Below are 15352 nucleotides of genomic sequence, written 5' to 3' on the forward strand. Positions count from 1 at the left end.
GGCCCGGCTTCGTAGGGTAGTCCCTCCACGAGCCTGAAAGGAGATCCGCATGAGCAAGCCGCAAGACCCCAAGAGCCCCGACATCCAGGGCGAAGGCAACTACGAGGCAACCCGCCGCTACGACAAGGCCACCACGGACTTCGTGCAGTCGGGCAAGGTCGACCAGGCGGCACGCGATGCGCGTCCGAAGAGCGAGGCCGAGGCCGAGGAGATGAAGAAGGCCGAGCAGGAGGGCAAGTCGCACGCGAAGGGCGAGGACCCGGCGCTGCGCAAGGGCGCGTCGAAGTGAGGGCAGGGGCCGCGCGCCGAAGGGCCGGCTTCGGCCCGGGCGGGCGGCATCCGCCCCGTGAGGCCACAATCCGGCCATGACCGAGCACGAGTTCTCCAACCCCTACACCCACGGCTTCGCCCGCTTGGCCGTGGCCGTGCCGCGCAACCGGGTGGCCGACCCGGTGTTCAACACCGCCGAGACCCTCCGCCTGTACCGCGAGACCGCGGCCGACGGCGCCGTGCTGGTCGCCTTCCCGGAGCTGGGGCTGTCGGCCTACACCTGCGACGACCTGTTCCACCAGGCCGCGCTGCTCGATGCCTGCGAGCGCGCCCTGCTGGAAATAGCCGCCGCCTCGAGCGGCATCGGCGCGATGGCCGTGGTCGGCCTGCCGCTGCGCGTGGACCATCGCCTCTTCAACTGCGCTGCGGTGGTGGCGGATGGCCGGGTCCTGGGCATCCTGCCCAAGACCTACCTGCCGAATTACGGCGAGTTCTACGAGGGCCGCCAGTTCAACGGCTCCGACACCGCGCTCGCGACCGAGGTCGTGCTCGGTGGCCAGCGCATCCCCTTCGGCTCCGACCTGCTGTTCCAGTCGCGCCAGCTGCCGCTCTTCAAGCTGCACGTGGAGATCTGCGAGGACGTGTGGGTGCCCATCCCGCCCTCCAGCTATGCCGCACTCGCGGGCGCGACGGTGCTGGTCAATCTCTCGGCCTCGAACATCACCATCGGCAAGTCGGACTACCGGCACCGGCTGGTGAGCCTGCAGTCGGCGCGCTGCCTGGCGGCCTACCTCTACACCTCGGCCGGCATCGGCGAGTCGACCACCGACCTGGCCTGGGACGGGCAGGCGCTGATCTACGAGAGCGGCGACATGCTGGCCGAGAGCGAGCGCTTCCGCAACAGCTCGCACTTCGTGGCGGCCGACGTGGACCTGGAGCGCCTCTCGCGCGAGCGCATGCGGCAGAACAGCTTCGGCACCTCGGTGCACAAGCACCGCGAGGCGCTGTCGGGCTGGCGCACGGTCGAGTTCGAGCTGCCGGTGCCGTCTCGGGTGCCGCACGGCCTGCTGCGCCAGGTGGCGCGCTTTCCGTACGTGCCCTCGGATGCGGCCACGCGCGACGCGCGCTGCAGCGAGGTCTTCAACATCCAGGTGCAATCGCTGGTGCAGCGCATCGAGGCGGCCCGCATCGGCAAGCTGGTGATCGGCGTTTCGGGCGGCCTCGATTCCACCCACGCGCTGCTGGTGTGCGCGCAGGCCATGGACCGGCTGGGCAAGCCGCGCTCCGACATCCTCGGCTTCACCATGCCCGGCTTCGCGACCACCGGCCGCACGCTGGCGCAGGCGCACCGGCTGATGACCAGCATCGGCTGCACCGCGCGCGAGATCGACATCCGGCCCAGCTGCCGCCAGATGCTGGAGGACCTGGGCCATCCCTTCGCCGAGGGCCAGCCGCAGTACGACATCGCCTTCGAGAACGTGCAGGCCGGCGAGCGCACCAGCCACCTGTTCCGGCTCGCCAACTTCCACGGCGGCATCGTGGTGGGCACCGGCGACCTGAGCGAGCTGGCGCTCGGCTGGTGCACCTACGGCGTGGGCGACCACATGTCGCACTACAACGTGAACGCGAGCGTGCCCAAGACGCTGATCAAGCACCTGGTGCATTGGGTCGAGACCACGAAGCTGCTCGGTGACGAGGGCAGCTCCGTGCTGCGCGACATCCTCGAGACCGAAGTCAGCCCTGAGCTGATCCCGGCCGATGCGCCGGCCGCGGGCGAGGGCGCCTCGGCCCAGCCGGGGCAGCGCACCGAGGACACCATCGGGCCCTACGAGCTGCAGGACTTCCACCTCTACTACACGCTGCGCTACGGCTTCAGGCCGAGCAAGGTCGCCTTCCTCGCGCATGCGGCCTGGGGCGACCGCACGCGCGGCCGCTGGCCCGACGATTTGCAGAAGGAGCGCAACGAGTACGGGCTGGCCGACATCAAGCGCCACCTCGGCACCTTCCTCTTCCGCTTCTTCAAGACCAGCCAGTTCAAGCGCTCCTGCGTGCCGAACTCGCCCAAGGTCGGCTCGGGCGGCTCGCTGTCTCCGCGCGGCGACTGGCGCGCGCCCAGCGATTCGGAAGCCGAGGTGTGGTTGGAAGACCTGAAGCGCGTGCCGGCCTCCTGAAAAGCCGGGCCTGCGAGGCGGATTCGCCGACGAGGCCCTGCATCGTTCGGCCTCAGGTGCTGTGCGCCGGGTTGCGTGTCTTGCGGACGTGTGAGAGCGCCGTGCCGCGGCCCGCCTTCAGGTGCCATTCGATGTCCATGGCGCGGCTGCCGACGGCGCGCACGGCCTCGCGCAGCCGGTCGTGCGTCACGTCGAGCCGGCGCGACCATTTGTCGAGCTCGCGGGCGCTGCTGATGTCGATGCGTTCGGGCGGAGCGCCGCTGCGCACGCCGTCTGCCGGGGTCTTCATGGCTTCGCTCCTGTGCGCCTGTGTTTGGCGGGATGCCCACCGTAGGAGCCTCGGCTCCGCGGCGCTGTAGGAGATCAGCCATCGGGGTTGCCCGCCAAGCCGAACAAGCCGGCCGATCAACTTGTCCGAAATGCCGGCCGCGCGCGGCAAGCAGGACGGCCAAACCCAGGGCCGTGCGCGCGACCCGGGCCTACATGCGCGCCGGGTAGGGCAGGGCTAGCATGGCTTGGCCATGCCTGCCGAAGACCTCGTCATCGCTCGCCCCGAAGGCCTGTACTGCCCGCCCGGCGATTTCTACATCGACCCGTGGCGGCCGGTGGACCGCGCCGTCATCACCCATGCGCACTCGGACCACGCGCGGCTGGGCCACGGGCATTACCTGGCGCACGACGACAGCGCCGGCACGCTGCGCGCGCGGCTGGGCGACATCACCCTGCAGACACTGCCCTACGGCGAGGACATCGACCATCGCGGCGTGCGCCTGTCGCTGCATCCGGCCGGCCACGTGCTGGGCTCGGCGCAGGTGCGGCTCGAGCACGAAGGCCGCGTGTGGGTCGCCTCGGGCGACTACAAGACCGAGCCCGACGGCACCTGCACGCCCTTCGAGCCGGTGCCTTGCGACACCTTCATCACCGAATCCACCTTCGGCCTGCCGATCTACCGCTGGCCGACGCAAGCCGCGCTCTTCGCCGAGATCGACGACTGGTGGCGCGCCAATGCGGCGCAGGGGCGCGCCTCGGTGCTCCTGTGCTACGCCTTCGGCAAGGCGCAGCGCATTCTGCACGGGGTGGACGCGGGCATCGGGCCGATCGTCGTGCACGGCGCCCTGGAGCCGCTGAACGCGGTTTACCGCGCTGCCGGGGTGGCGCTGCCGCCCACGCTGCGGGTGAGCGATCCGGGCGTGAATGCCGCGTTGCTGAAGCGCGCGCTGGTGCTGGCGCCCCCTTCGGCGGCCGGCACGCCCTGGATGCGACGCTTCGGCCAGTACTCGGATGCCTTTGCCAGCGGTTGGATGCAGTTGCGCGGGACGCGAAGGCGCCGCGGCGTGGATCGCGGTTTCGTGATGTCGGACCACGCGGATTGGGCAGGGCTGCACCAGGCCATTGCCGGGACCGGCGCCGAGCGCGTGTTCGTGACGCATGGGAGCGTGGCCGTGATGGTGCGGTGGCTGAGCGAGAGCGGACTGGATGCGCGCGCCTTTCGGACCGAATACGGCGATGAGGACATGGAGGGGGTTGGAAATACTCCGAGCCCCGATCCCGAGCTTTCTCCGGAGGAGGAGCCAGAGCCGGACGCAGAGGGGGCCACGGGGCAAGAGGAAGCAGCCGGGCCATGAAGCAGTTTGCCGCGCTGTACCGCGAGCTCGATGCGAGCACTTCCAACCTCGCGAAGCAGGCGGCGCTGCAACGCTATCTCCAGGCCGCCGCACCGGCGGACGCTGCCTGGGCCGTGTACTTCCTGGCCGGAGGCCGGCCGCGCCAGCTGGTGCCGACCAAGCTGCTGCGGCTGCTGGCCCAACAGGCCGCCGGCCTGCCGGAGTGGCTGTTCGACGAGAGCTACGAGGCGGTCGGCGACCTGGCAGAGACCCTCTCGCTGCTGCTTCCGCCGCCCACCGAGGCACACGATCTGAGCCTCGCGGCGTGGCTCGAGCAACACTTGCTGCCTTTGCGCGGAATGCCGCCCGAGCAGCTCTCCGATGCCCTGCGCGCCCAGTGGCGCCAGCTCGCGCCGGAGGAGCGCCTCGTCTACTTCAAGCTCATCACCGGCGCTTTCCGCGTCGGCGTGTCGCGCCTGCAGGTCACCCAGGTGCTGGCAACGATCAGCGGCCTCGACCCCAAGCGCATCGCGCAACGCCTCATGGGCTACACCCACATCACGGGCCGGCCGCGCGCGGCCGACTTCGCGGCGCTGATCGCGCCCGAGAGCAGCGGCGAGCAGGACCGCCAGACCGGCGGGCAGCCTTATCCCTTTTTCCTCGCGCATCCCTTCGCGCTGCCGGTCGAGGAATTCGATGCGGTGCTGGGTGCGCCCTCGCAGTGGCTGGTCGAATGGAAGTGGGACGGCATTCGCGCGCAACTGGTGCGGCGCGCCGGCCAGGTGTGCCTGTGGTCGCGCGGCGAGGAGCTGGTGACGGACCGCTTCCCAGAGTTGGCCGACATGGGCGGCACCTTGCCCGAGGGCACGGTGCTCGACGGCGAGATCGTGGTCTGGCGGCAGGATCGCGTGCAGCCCTTCGCCGAGCTGCAGAAGCGCATCGGCCGCAAGACGCTGACGCCCAAGCTGCTGCGCGAGATCCCCGTGGTGCTGCTGGCCTACGACCTGCTCGAATGGGAGGGCCGCGACCTGCGCGCGCTGCCGCTGCAGGAGCGGCGCGTGCTGCTCGACGAACTGGTCGCGACGGCGCAGCATCCCTCGTTGATCGCGAGCCCGATGCTGCATGGCGAGAGCTGGCAGCACCTCGCACGCCAGCGCGAGTCCGCGCGGTCCATGGGCGTGGAAGGCATGATGCTCAAGCAGCGCCACGCGGCTTACGGTGTCGGCCGCACCAAGGAGGTGGGCCTGTGGTGGAAGTGGAAGATCGATCCGCTCTCGGTCGATGCCGTGCTCATCTACGCGCAGCGCGGCCACGGCCGGCGCGCGAGCCTCTACAGCGACTACACCTTCGCGGTGTGGGACGCGCCGCCCGAGGTCGAAGGACGCAAGCTCGTGCCCTTCGCCAAGGCCTACTCGGGCCTGAGCGATGCCGAGATGGCGCGGGTCGATGCGATCGTTCGCCGCACCACCATCGAGAGCTTCGGGCCCGTGAGGAGCGTGACGCCCACGCTGGTCTTCGAGCTCGGCTTCGAGGGCATCGCGCGCAGCACGCGGCACAAGAGCGGCATCGCGGTGCGCTTCCCGCGCATGCTGCGCTGGCGCGAGGACAAGCCGGTGGAAGAGGCGGACAGCCTGCAAACGCTGGCAGCGCTGTTGCCGGAAGCGGCATCGACATCGCCATGAGCAAGAGCGCGAGCCGTCTCGATGACTGGTTCGCCTCGCGCGGCTGGCAAGCCTTCGGCTTTCAACGCCGCGTCTGGCAAGCCCTCGCCGAAAACCGCTCCGGCCTGCTCCACGCCACCACCGGCGCCGGCAAGACCTACGCCGTCTGGCTCGGCGCGCTGCAGGCCTTCGCCATCGCGGCCCGGAGCAAGACGCCGCCGCCGCTGACCGTGCTGTGGCTCACGCCGATGCGTGCCCTGGCCGCCGACACTCTGCGTGCGCTGCAGCAAGCCCTGGACGCCCTGCAGCCCGACTGGAGCGCCGGCGCCCGCAGCGGCGACACCACGTCGGCCGAGCGCAGCGCGCAGGACCGGCGCCTGCCGACGGTGCTGATCACCACGCCCGAGAGCCTCTCGCTGCAACTCGCGCGCACCGACGCGAAGGACGTGCTGGGCTCGCTGCGCCTGGTCGTGGTGGACGAATGGCACGAGCTCATGGGCAACAAGCGCGGCGTGCAGGTGCAGCTCGCGCTGGCACGGCTGCGCCGCTGGAATGCGGGGCTCTGCATCTGGGGCATGTCCGCCACGCTGGGCAACCTGCAGGAGGCGATGCGCACGCTGCTGGCCGGCGGCGAGGGTGTGCTGGTGCAGGGCGAGCTGCCCAAGCAGTTGCGCATCGACTCGCTGCTGCCCGGGCGTGCCGAGCGCTTTCCCTGGGGCGGGCACCTGGGGCTCACGATGCTGCCGCAAGTCATCGAGGAGATCGCCGCCAGCGCGAGCACGCTGGTCTTCACCAACACGCGTTCCCAGTCCGAGATTTGGTACCAGGCGCTGCTCGAGGCGCGGCCCGAGTGGGCCGGGCAGATCGCGCTGCACCACGGCTCGCTGGACCGCGCGGTGCGCGAGTGGGTCGAGCTGGGCCTGAAATCCGGCGCGCTCAAGGCCGTGGTCTGCACCTCCAGCCTGGACCTGGGCGTGGACTTCCTGCCGGTGGAGCGCGTGCTGCAGATCGGCTCGCCCAAGGGCGTGGCGCGGCTGCTGCAGCGCGCCGGCCGCTCGGGCCACGCGCCGGGGCGGCCTTCGCGCATCACGCTGGTGCCCACGCACAGCATCGAGATCGTGGAGGGCGCGGCCGCGCGCGAGGCCGTGGCGCGCGGCCACATCGAGGAGCGCCGCTCGCCGGCGCAGCCGCTGGACGTGCTGGTGCAGCACCTGGTCACGGTCGCGCTCGGCGGCGGCTTCGTGCCAGACGACCTCTACGCGGAGGTGCGCGGCACCGTCGCGTATGCGGGGCTGTCCCGCGAAAGCTGGCAGTGGTGCCTGGACTTCGTGGCGCAGGGCGGCCTTTCGCTCGCCGCCTACCCCGACTATCGCCGCGTGGTGCCCGACGCCGAGGGCGTCTGGCGCGTGCCCGACGCGCGGCTGGCGCGCCGCCACCGCATGAACATCGGCACCATCGTCAGCGATGCCAGCATGGCGGTGCAGTACCTGCGCGGCGCAAGGATCGGCAGCGTGGAGGAGAGCTTCGTCGCTCGCATGAAGCCGGGCGACTGCTTCCTCTTCGGCGGCCGGCTGCTGGAGCTGGTGCGGGTGCACGACATGACGGCCTGGGTGCGGCGCGCCAGCGGCCGCAAGCCCTCGGTGCCGCGCTGGAACGGCGGGCGCATGCCGCTGACCAGCACCCTGGCCGATGCCGTCGTGCGGCAGCTGGCGCTCGCGGATGCCGGCCGCTTCGACACGCCCGAGCTGCAATGCGTGCGGGCGCTGCTCGAAATCCAGCAGCGCTGGTCGGCCTTGCCCACGCCCGATACCCTGCTGGCCGAGCGGCTGAAGACGCGCGAGGGCTGGCATCTGTTCCTCTATCCCTTTGCGGGGCGGCTGGTGCACCTGGGCCTGGCCAGCCTGGTCGCCTGGCGCCTCGCGCAGCACCAGCCGCGCACCTTCTCGATCGCGGTGAACGACTACGGCTTCGAGCTGCTCTGCGCGGCCGAGCTGGATTGGCCGTCGCTGCTGCCGCAGGTGCTGGCGCCCGTGGACGAGTCGCAGCTGCTGCACGAGGTGCTCGCCTCCCTCAATGCGACCGAGCTGGCGCGCCGGCGCTTCCGCGAGATCGCGCGTGTCTCGGGCCTGATCTTCCAGGGCTATCCCGGCGAGCGGCGCAGCAACAGGCAACTGCAGGCCTCGTCCTCGCTGTTCTACGAGGTGTTCCGCAAGTACGACCCGGCCAACCGCCTGCTGCAGCAGGCCGAGGAGGAACTGCTCGCGCAGGAGCTGGAGATCGGCCGGCTGCGCGCCGCCCTGGCACGAATGGCCTCGCAGCAGCTGGTGCTGCAGGCGCCCCAGCGGCCCACGCCCTTCGCCTTTCCGCTGATGGTGGAGCTCTTTCGCGAGAAGCTGTCGAACGAGAGCGCTGCCGAGCGCATCGCACGCATGGTCGCGCAGCTGGAGCAAGCCGCAGGCGGCACCGCCGAGGCGGCCGACCCCGAGCGCGTGCGCAAGGCGCTGGCCTTCGAGCAACCCGTCGAAAACGGTGAGGCCGGCACGCAGCAAGGCGCAGTGCGCCGGACTGCACGCGGACGCGGAAAAAGTCCCGGACGCGCGGGTGCGGCGTGACAATTTGCGAGTTTTCGCGGCGCGGGCTTCATGGACACTCGACGCGTGCATGCCGCATCCCCATCCTGCCGGCTCGAAGTTGCCGGCGAATCCATCGAACTCCTCCCCGAGCGGGCGGTCTGGTGGCCCTCTTGCGAAGTGCTCTTCGTCGCCGATCTTCACCTGGGCAAGGCGGCCAGTTTCCGCGCGCTGGGGCAGCCGGTGCCGCACGGCACGACCGCGCAGAACCTGACCCGGATCGAGCGCCTGATCGCGCAGCACCGGCCTCGCGAGCTCGTCGTGCTCGGCGACTTTCTGCATGACGCGCAGGCGCGCACGCCGCAGCTGCTGGCAAGCCTCGAATCCTGGCGCGAACGCAACGCAGGGCTTCGCTGCACGCTGGTACGCGGCAACCACGACACCCGCGCCGGCGATCCCCCGCCATCGCTGTCCTTCGACATCGTCGACGAGCCCTACCTGACCGGCCCTTTCGCCGCCTGCCACCACCCCCGGCCTCATGCCACGCATTTCGTGCTCGGCGGCCACCTCCATCCTGTCTGCAAGCTGCATGGCAGCGGACGCGACAGCCTGCGCATGCCCTGCTTCGTGCGCGAGGAACGGCGGCTGATCTTGCCGGCCTTCGGCGAGTTCACCGGCGGATGGCTGATGGAGCCCGTGCCCGGCCGACGCTTCTATGGCATCGGCGGCGATGCCGTGTGGCCCTTGCCGGCCTGAGATCCGCATCACTTTCTTCATGCCACAAGCCCGCACGCCCCCCCGCCGCAACGATCTGCGCGAACACGCCATCGACCTGATGGTGCAAGCGGCTCCCCTGGCCGGCATGAACCGCGCCGAAGCGGAAGTCGTGATCGACGTCATGAAGCCCTTGCACGTGCTGGCCGACACGCTGCTGTTCGAGGAGGGCGACGCGGACGACAACGACTACATGGTGCTGGTGCTGGAAGGCCAGCTGCGGGCCGTGAGCAGCGCCAGCATTCCCGACGGCGAAGTCGTGATCACGGTGGTCGGCCCCGGCAGCCTGCTGGGCGAGATGGGCGTGATCGACGGCGGGCCGCGCTCGGCCAGTTGCACGGCGCTCACGGACGTCAAGCTGGGCGTGCTCTCGCGCGAGGCGCTGCTGGGCCTGATCGACAGCCATCCGACGGTGGCGGCCCGGATGATGCTGGGCATCTCCGCCGTGCTCGCCGGACGGCTGCGCGAGGGCAACCGCCGCCTGCGCACGCTGTCTCAGGTGTCGCGCGCGCTGCAGCTGGAGCTGGACGCGGTCCACGCGGTCAACCGACGGCTGCTCGAAGAGCAGGTCGGGCGCTGAGCCGGTCGTCCGGCGCCCCTACATCACCACCGGCTCGTTCGGCAGTTCGTTGCGATCGGGCGCGCCCTCGGCCAGCGGGAAGTGCGCGACCAGCAGCGCCGAGACTTCCTCCAGCGCGTGGGTGATGCCGTCCTCGAAGCGACCTTCGCGGAAGGCCGCGGCCATGCGCTTCGCCATCGCCGCCCATTCTTCCGCATTCACATGCGCATCGATGCCGCGATCGGCCACGATCTCGATCGCGTGCTCGGCCAACAGCAGGTAGATCAGCACGCCGTTGTTGTACGCGGTGTCCCACACGCGCAGCTTTCCGAACAGGGTGATCGCGCGCTCGCGCGGCGCCGCGCCTCGCCGAATGTAGGACCACGGCAGCCCGGCCTCGATGCAGATGCGGACTTCGCCGCTGTGCCGGCGCTCGCTGGCGGCGACGCGGGCGCCCAGGCGCTGCAGGGCCTCGGGCGGCAGCGCGCGCTGCACGTCCGCCGCATCGATCCAGCGATGGCGCCACAGGCGCAGCAGCCTGGAGAAGAGGGATGGGGTTGCCATGGCTACCAGTCTCCCGAGGCGCCGCCGCCACCGAAATCGCCGCCCCCGCCCGAGCTGAAGCCCCCGCCCGACGAAGAAGACCCACCGCCCCAGCCTCCGCCACCGAATCCGCCGCCCAGGCCGCCCGCAGCCGTCCCCCAGCCGCCGCGGCCGCCGCGCCGCCCGGCGCCGGCACCGAAGGCGCCCGACAGCAGCGTGAAGAGCAGGGCCGCGAGCCCGGCCAGCACTGCGATGACGAGGCTCGCGGTCAACACCATCACGACGGCGCCCGCCACGCCGCCCAGCGCCAGCGGGCCCAGCACCTTGCCGAGGATGGCGCGCGCGATCGGCGCGCCGATCAGCACGCCGAAGAACAGGAACACCGCCAGGTCGCCCCAGTCGAAGCCCCGCTCCTCCTGGCCGCCGCCGAAGTCGCCGCTTTTCGCATCCACCTCCGGCAGCGCCTCGCCCTTGACGCGCGCGATCAGCTGGTCGGCCGCCGCATCGAGTCCGCCCGCGAAGTCGTTCTCGCGGAAGCGCGGCTTCATCGCGAAGTCGATGATGCGGGCGGCGGCGATGTCGGGCACCGCGCCTTCGAGTGCCTTGGCGACCTCGATGCGCATCTTGCGGTCGTTCTTGGCGACGATCACCAGGATGCCGTCGCCCACCTCCTTGCGGCCGATCTTCCAGGCATTGCCGACGCGGTTGGCAAAGCTCGCGATGTCCTCGGGCGCGGTGGTCGGCACCATCAGCATCACGATCTGCGATCCCTTCTGCTGCTCGAAGGCGGCCAGCTTGGCTTCCAGCGCCTCGCGCTGGGCGGCGTCGAGCGTGCCGGTCTGGTCGATCACCCGCGCGCCGAGCGGCGGCACCGGCAGCAGGTCCTGGGCCCACGCGCCGGCCAGCGCGCAGGCCATCAGCAAGAGGGCTGCCAGCGCGCGCCGGATGCGGGCGGCTGTCATCGCCAGGCTTACTTCTTCGGTGCGCCGAAATCGACCGTCGGCGGCGCCGAGATCTGCGTCTCGTTCTGCACGCTGAAATTCGCCTTGGGGTCGTAGCTGAAGATCTTGGCGGTGATGTTCGTGGGGAAGCTGCGCGCCAGCACGTTGTACTCCTGCACCGTCTGGATGTAGCGGTTGCGCGCCACGGTGATGCGGTTCTCGGTGCCCTCCAGCGTCACGCGCAGGTCGCGGAAGGCCTGGTTGGCCTTGAGGTTGGGGTACTGCTCGGCCACCACCATCAGGCGCGACAGCGCGCTGGAGAGCTCGCCCTGCGCCTGCTGGAACCTGTTGAAGGCCTCGGGGTTGTTGAGCGTCTCGGGCGTGACCTGGATCGAGGTGGCCTTGGCACGCGCCTCGATCACCTTGGTCAGCGTCTCCTGCTCGAAGTTGGCCTCGCCCTTGACCGTGGCCACGATGTTGGGCACCAGGTCGGCGCGGCGCTGGTATTGGTTGAGGACCTCGCTCCAGGCCGACTTGCTGGCCTCGTCGAGGCGCTGGAAGTCGTTGTAGCCGCAGCCCGAGAGCGCGAGCGCCGCGAGGAGGACCAGGAGCCAGCGTTGCACGATCTTCATGTCGAAGCCTCTTCGTCGTTCTTTCGAAAAGGCGAAGTTAGCATAGGCCGATGGCGGTCGACCCTTTCCAGGCATTGCAGGCCGCGAACCGCGCGGCTCCGCCGGTGCGCCGCGACGAAGGCACGCTGCTGATCGCCGGCGCCACCGGGGCCCTGGGCCACGAACTGGTGCGGCGGCTGGCCGGCCGGCATCGCTTCGAGCACACGCGCGTGCTGGCGCGCGAGCCCATCCGCGACGGGCTGCGCGGCGTCGAGACCCTGCTGGCCCCGGGCCCCGACATCGCCCAATGGCCGCGCACGGCGGCCGATGCCGCGCTGGTCTCGTTCGAGCCGCCGCGCCTCTACTACGACCGCGAGCGCGCGCTGTGGACGCCCGAGCCGGCGCAGCTGCCCATTCTCGCGAGCTGGCTGAAGGCTTCCGGCGTGCGCACGCTGGCCGTCGTGCAGCCCCACGACCAGGGCCGCTTGCCCGAGGCGCTCAAGCGCGGGCTGGCCAGCCTCGACGAGGAGGCGGTGGTGGCGCTGGGCTTCGAGCGCGTGATCATCGTGCGCTCGGCGCGCAAGCCTGCCGCCGCGCGCTTCGCCAATCCGGCCGAGCGGCTGGCGGCCTGGATGCTGTCGATCGCCCGCTTCATGGTGCCTGCCAGCGAGCAGCCGGTGCGCGCCGGCAAGGTGGCCGAGCTGGTGGACGTGGCGCTGCGCATCGCGCCGCCGGGCGTGCACGTGGCCGCGCCCGAGCTGGTGTGGCAGGCGGCGCAGGGCGAGCTCCAGGCGGTGGCCGAGGCGTGGCTGGCGGGTCTGCGGAGCTGATGCGCCGGCGACCGGGGCCTTCACGCACCCGAGGCAAAATCCGGCATCCCAAGCCGCAGCCACCATGCCCAAGACCAAACTTAGCGCCGCCGCCCTGGCCGGCACTGCCGACGATGTCGAGGCGACCTTCTACGAGTCCCTGCAGCGGGGCGACATCGATGCGCTGATGGCCTGCTGGGCCGACGAGGACGAGGTGTTCTGCGTGCATCCGGGCGGCCCGCGGCTGGTGGGCACCAGCGCGATCCGCGCGGCCTTCGAGCAGATGTTCGCCAACGGCGCGATCCATGCCACGCCGGCGCACGTGCGCCGGGTGGAGTCGCTGGCCAGCGCGGTGCACAACGTGCTGGAGCGCATCGAGGTGCTGACGGCCGAGGGCCCGCGCCATGCCTTCGTGCTGGCCACCAACGTCTATCACAAGACCGCGCAGGGCTGGCGCATGGTGGCCCACCACGCGAGTCCGGGAACGGTTCATGCGCCCGACGAGTCCGACGGGATACCGCAGACCCTTCACTGAGCCGATGCAGTACGTTGCGCCACTCTGGCTGCCGGGCGGCAACCTCCAGACCATCTGGCCCGCGCTCTGGGCGCGCCGGGTCGAGGCGCCGCTGCCGGCCTACCGACGCGAGCGCTGGACCACCCCGGACGGCGACTTCATCGACGTGGACTTCCTCGCGGCCGAAGGCGAGGGGCCAAAGACGCTGCTGGTGCTGTTCCATGGGCTCGAGGGCTCGTCGAAGAGCCACTATGCCGAAGCCTTCGCGGCCCACGCGCAGTCGCGCGGCTGGGACTACGCGGTGCCGCACTTTCGCGGCTGCAGCGGCGAGATCAACCTGGCGCCGCGGGCCTACCACTCGGGGGATTTCGAGGAGGTGGGCTGGATCCTCGCGCGCCTGCGGGACCGCCATGTGGGCCCGATGCTTGCCGCCGGCGTTTCGCTGGGCGGCAATGCGCTGCTGCGCTGGGTCGAAGAGGCTGGCGCCGAAGCCTCGAAGGTGGTGAGCGCGGCGGCGTCGATCAGCGCGCCGCTGGACCTGGCGGCCGGCGGCGCGGCCATCGGGCAGGGCTTCAACCGGCTGGTCTATACGCGCATGTTCCTCGCCAGCATGAAGCCCAAGGCGCTGGCCAAGCTGGCCCAGCATCCGGGCCTGTTCGATCGCGCGCAATTGCTGGCGGCCTCGGACCTGCATGCCTTCGACAACGTGTTCACCGCGCCGCTGCACGGCTTTCGCGACACCGACGACTACTGGCGCCGCGCCTCGGCCAAGCCGCACCTGGACGCGATCCGGATCCCGGCGCTGGTGGTGAACGCGACCAACGATCCCTTCGTGCCGGCCGCCAGCCTGCCGCGCCCGGAGGAGGCGGGCCGCCACGTCACGCTGTGGCAGCCGGCCCATGGCGGCCACGTGGGCTTTCCGATGGGGCGGCCGCCGGGCCATGTGCTCGGCATGCCCGAACGGGTCGGCGACTGGCTGGCCCGGCACCTCTGAGCGGCGCACGCGGCGTCGTCCGATGGCGCGGCGCCATGATCCGCGCCAGAATCCGCGGCATGGACGACATCGTCAAACAGGCGCTCGCCAAGTGGCCCAACGTGCCGCACTGCTACGGCTGGCTGGGCCTCGATGCGCGCGGCAACTGGTACCTGCGCGACGACCGCACGCAGGCCGCGGGGGCCTTTCCCGCCGCCAAGGGCTCGCGGCTCGAGCACGAGAAGCTGATCGACTTCATCCAGCGCAACTACGAACACGACGAGCAGGGCCAGTGGTTTTTCCAGAACGGGCCGCAGCGCGTGTACGTGGAGCTGGAGGCCGCGCCCTGGGTGTGGCGGATCGGCGAGGATTTCTCGGTGCGCTCGCATGCGGGCGGCCCGGTCGAACCCTCGGCCTGCCTGGTCGACGAGCAGGGCCGGCTCTATTTGGTCGCGCCGCCCGGCCTGGGCCTGGTGCACACGCAGGACGTGGGTCATGCGGCCGAGGCCATCGAGCAGGGGCGCTGGGTGCCGGAGAGCGTGCGCGCGGAGGAATTGCCCGCGCGCTTCGGCCATGTCATGAGCCCGGCCGCGGGCCGTCCCGTCCAGGCCGCGCAGTGAAGGAAAGCGCAGGCCCATAAAAAAAGAGCCCGCATGCGGGCTCTTTTGTCGCAGGGGCCGAAGCCCCGATCACGGCTTGGCAGGCGCCGCGGCCGGCGCCGCTGCTGCTGCATTCGAGGCCGCAGCATCCGGTGCGCCTGCGGTCGCCGGACGGTCCGGCACCGGGAACTTGGCGCCGCCGGAATTGGCCAGGTAGACCACCGCACGGCCGATCTCGACGTCTTCGAAATCGCCGCCGCCCTGCGGCGGCATCGCGCCCTTGCCCTTGAGCGCGTGCTCCAGCAGCGTGGCGTAGCCCTGGCCGATGCGCGGGCCCCAGGCCGCGGCGTCGTTGAGGTGAGGAGCTCCGGGGATGCCCGGTGCGCCGTGGCAAGCCACGCACTGGGCCTTGAACACCGCCTCGCCGGCGGCCAGCGGCCGGTTGGCGTCGCGGATCTCGATCGAGCCGACCTTCTTGAGGCGCTCGGCGGTCTCGCGGTCGCGTTCTTCCTTGGACACGCCGTAGAGCGCCATGCCGGTGCCCTGGACGTCGCCTGACGGATGGTTGGCCGAGGTCACGTACGAGACCAGCCCAACGATGATCAGGATCGGCGCGATGAAGGAGAAGAAGACCGCCAGCAGCAGTTGTTTGGGGTTCTTGATCGGGCCCGTGTGGGCGTCTTCTGTGGCCTGGTAGTGCGCGTCGTCGCTCATTGGGTCCTCAGTGTGGGGGCTCGTCGGGGGCTTTTTCTA

16 protein-coding genes are annotated in these 15352 nt (G+C 70.7%); 11 read left to right on the forward strand and 5 right to left on the reverse strand.

The window, feature by feature from the left end:
- The first annotated feature begins 49 nt into the window (after positions 1-49).
- Positions 50-289, forward strand: coding sequence for a hypothetical protein (locus tag AC3A6Y_RS05845; RefSeq protein WP_487867265.1), 240 nt, complete (start codon positions 50-52; stop codon positions 287-289).
- Positions 290-365: 76 nt separating this feature from the next.
- Positions 366-2441 (forward strand): NAD(+) synthase, encoded by a 2076-nt coding sequence (locus tag AC3A6Y_RS05850; protein WP_487867266.1) that lies wholly within the window; start codon positions 366-368, stop codon positions 2439-2441.
- A 52-nt stretch (positions 2442-2493) separates the two neighbouring features.
- On the opposite strand, the gene AC3A6Y_RS05855 is transcribed toward AC3A6Y_RS05850, so the two are convergent.
- On the reverse strand, positions 2494-2730 hold the full coding sequence (locus AC3A6Y_RS05855; protein WP_487867267.1) for a DUF3606 domain-containing protein: 237 nt from the start codon (positions 2728-2730) through the stop codon (positions 2494-2496).
- 232 nt (positions 2731-2962) lie between these two features.
- Between AC3A6Y_RS05855 and AC3A6Y_RS05860 the strand changes: the two genes are divergently transcribed.
- The 5 genes from AC3A6Y_RS05860 to AC3A6Y_RS05880 are packed head-to-tail and all read left to right on the forward strand — an operon-like array spanning position 2963 to position 9630.
- Positions 2963-4066, forward strand: a complete 1104-nt coding sequence (locus tag AC3A6Y_RS05860) for a ligase-associated DNA damage response exonuclease (RefSeq protein WP_487867268.1) — start codon at positions 2963-2965, stop codon at positions 4064-4066.
- Positions 4063-5727 (forward strand): ATP-dependent DNA ligase, encoded by a 1665-nt coding sequence (locus AC3A6Y_RS05865; RefSeq protein WP_487867269.1) that lies wholly within the window; start codon positions 4063-4065, stop codon positions 5725-5727. The genes AC3A6Y_RS05860 and AC3A6Y_RS05865 overlap by 4 nt, the downstream gene beginning before the upstream one ends.
- The gene (locus tag AC3A6Y_RS05870) at positions 5724-8318 is read left to right on the forward strand and encodes a ligase-associated DNA damage response DEXH box helicase (protein ID WP_487867270.1); all 2595 of its coding nucleotides are present in this window, start codon (positions 5724-5726) and stop codon (positions 8316-8318) included. Before AC3A6Y_RS05865 ends, AC3A6Y_RS05870 begins: the two co-directional genes overlap by 4 nt.
- A gap of 30 nt (positions 8319-8348) precedes the next feature.
- On the forward strand, positions 8349-9032 hold the full coding sequence (pdeM, locus tag AC3A6Y_RS05875) for a ligase-associated DNA damage response endonuclease PdeM (RefSeq protein ID WP_487867271.1): 684 nt from the start codon (positions 8349-8351) through the stop codon (positions 9030-9032).
- Between the two features lie 19 nt (positions 9033-9051).
- Positions 9052-9630 carry a Crp/Fnr family transcriptional regulator gene (locus AC3A6Y_RS05880; RefSeq protein WP_487867272.1) on the forward strand — a complete coding sequence of 193 codons (579 nt, stop codon included), beginning with the start codon at positions 9052-9054 and terminating at the stop codon, positions 9628-9630.
- 18 nt (positions 9631-9648) lie between these two features.
- Here the strand turns inward: AC3A6Y_RS05880 and AC3A6Y_RS05885 are convergent, their stop codons facing one another.
- The 3 genes from AC3A6Y_RS05885 to AC3A6Y_RS05895 are packed head-to-tail and all read right to left on the reverse strand — an operon-like array spanning position 9649 to position 11725.
- The gene (locus AC3A6Y_RS05885) at positions 9649-10173 is read right to left on the reverse strand and encodes a TPM domain-containing protein (RefSeq protein ID WP_487867273.1); all 525 of its coding nucleotides are present in this window, start codon (positions 10171-10173) and stop codon (positions 9649-9651) included.
- A 2-nt stretch (positions 10174-10175) separates the two neighbouring features.
- Positions 10176-11114, reverse strand: coding sequence for a TPM domain-containing protein (locus AC3A6Y_RS05890; protein WP_487867274.1), 939 nt, complete (start codon positions 11112-11114; stop codon positions 10176-10178).
- An 8-nt stretch (positions 11115-11122) separates the two neighbouring features.
- Positions 11123-11725 (reverse strand): LemA family protein, encoded by a 603-nt coding sequence (locus AC3A6Y_RS05895; RefSeq protein WP_487867275.1) that lies wholly within the window; start codon positions 11723-11725, stop codon positions 11123-11125.
- Positions 11726-11775: 50 nt separating this feature from the next.
- Here AC3A6Y_RS05895 and AC3A6Y_RS05900 point away from each other — a divergent pair, with 50 nt between their 5' ends.
- The 4 genes from AC3A6Y_RS05900 (at position 11776) to AC3A6Y_RS05915 (ending at position 14620) form a co-directional block, all read left to right on the forward strand.
- Positions 11776-12534, forward strand: coding sequence for a hypothetical protein (locus tag AC3A6Y_RS05900; RefSeq protein ID WP_487867276.1), 759 nt, complete (start codon positions 11776-11778; stop codon positions 12532-12534).
- Positions 12535-12598: 64 nt separating this feature from the next.
- Positions 12599-13048: a YybH family protein gene (locus AC3A6Y_RS05905; RefSeq protein ID WP_487867277.1), complete on the forward strand. Its 450-nt coding sequence runs from the start codon at positions 12599-12601 to the stop codon at positions 13046-13048.
- Positions 13049-13052: 4 nt separating this feature from the next.
- Complete coding sequence (locus tag AC3A6Y_RS05910; RefSeq protein WP_487867278.1) at positions 13053-14021, forward strand: YheT family hydrolase; 969 nt, start codon at positions 13053-13055, stop codon at positions 14019-14021.
- A gap of 59 nt (positions 14022-14080) precedes the next feature.
- Positions 14081-14620, forward strand: coding sequence for a DUF2946 family protein (locus tag AC3A6Y_RS05915; protein WP_487867803.1), 540 nt, complete (start codon positions 14081-14083; stop codon positions 14618-14620).
- Between the two features lie 69 nt (positions 14621-14689).
- Here the strand turns inward: AC3A6Y_RS05915 and AC3A6Y_RS05920 are convergent, their stop codons facing one another.
- Complete coding sequence (locus AC3A6Y_RS05920; RefSeq protein ID WP_487867279.1) at positions 14690-15313, reverse strand: c-type cytochrome; 624 nt, start codon at positions 15311-15313, stop codon at positions 14690-14692.
- Positions 15314-15352: the final 39 nt, after the last annotated feature.

The sequence above is a fragment of the Variovorax sp. Soil_C_17 genome (assembly GCF_057657265.1).